At 53.5% G+C, this 701-nt stretch carries 1 protein-coding gene; it reads left to right on the plus strand.

From position 1 onward, the window contains the following. Positions 1-28: 28 nt before the first annotated feature. The coding region (locus ACR0C6_RS21785) for an efflux RND transporter periplasmic adaptor subunit (RefSeq protein ID WP_480621236.1) at positions 29-701 on the plus strand (673 nt) is incomplete at its 3' end.

Raw genomic sequence — 701 nt, forward strand, 5'->3', positions numbered from 1 at the left:
CATTGATAGGGTTGACACTCCTGTTTCTGTGCGTGTTTTCGCGCGTAACAACGATCTGATCACCGAGGCCAATATCTATTACGCTTTGACTGCGATCCTGCAGGCTGATCTGGATCTGAGCTATACCCAGATACACGCCCCCTTTACCGGCCGCATTGGCCGCGTCGCTATCAGTGTCGGCGACGTCGTTGGCCCCACAAACCCGCCATTGGTTAATATCGTCAGCGAGGCGCCGATTTACGTCAATTTCTCGCTGAACGAAAAACAGTTCACCTCGGTTTTGGAAACGGTTGGCGAAAATGCAGCCACTCTGGCCGAAAGCAACAAAAGTCCGGTCGTCAAGTTGATCCTGCCCAACGGATCAGAGTTGGACGAGACCGGCCAGATCGTGTTCGTTGACAACCGCATCGACCCACTCACCGGCGCAATCACGATGCGCGCCGAATTTCAAAATGATAAACGTCTGATCGTGGATGGGGCTTTCTTGTCCGTACAGATTGAAGCACTCGAACCCACCCTGGAAGTTCTGGTTCCGCAAGCTGCACTGCAACGCGACCAGCGTGGTGACTTTGTTCTGGTGGTGAATGACCAGCAAATGGTTGAACAACGCTACATCACCACAGGCACGACCGAAGGGACAGCGATCATTGTAAAGGATGGTCTGCGTGAAGGTGAAAGCGTGATCGTTGAGGGCCTGCAGC

It is taken from the genome of Ruegeria sp. AL12 (assembly GCF_056540885.1).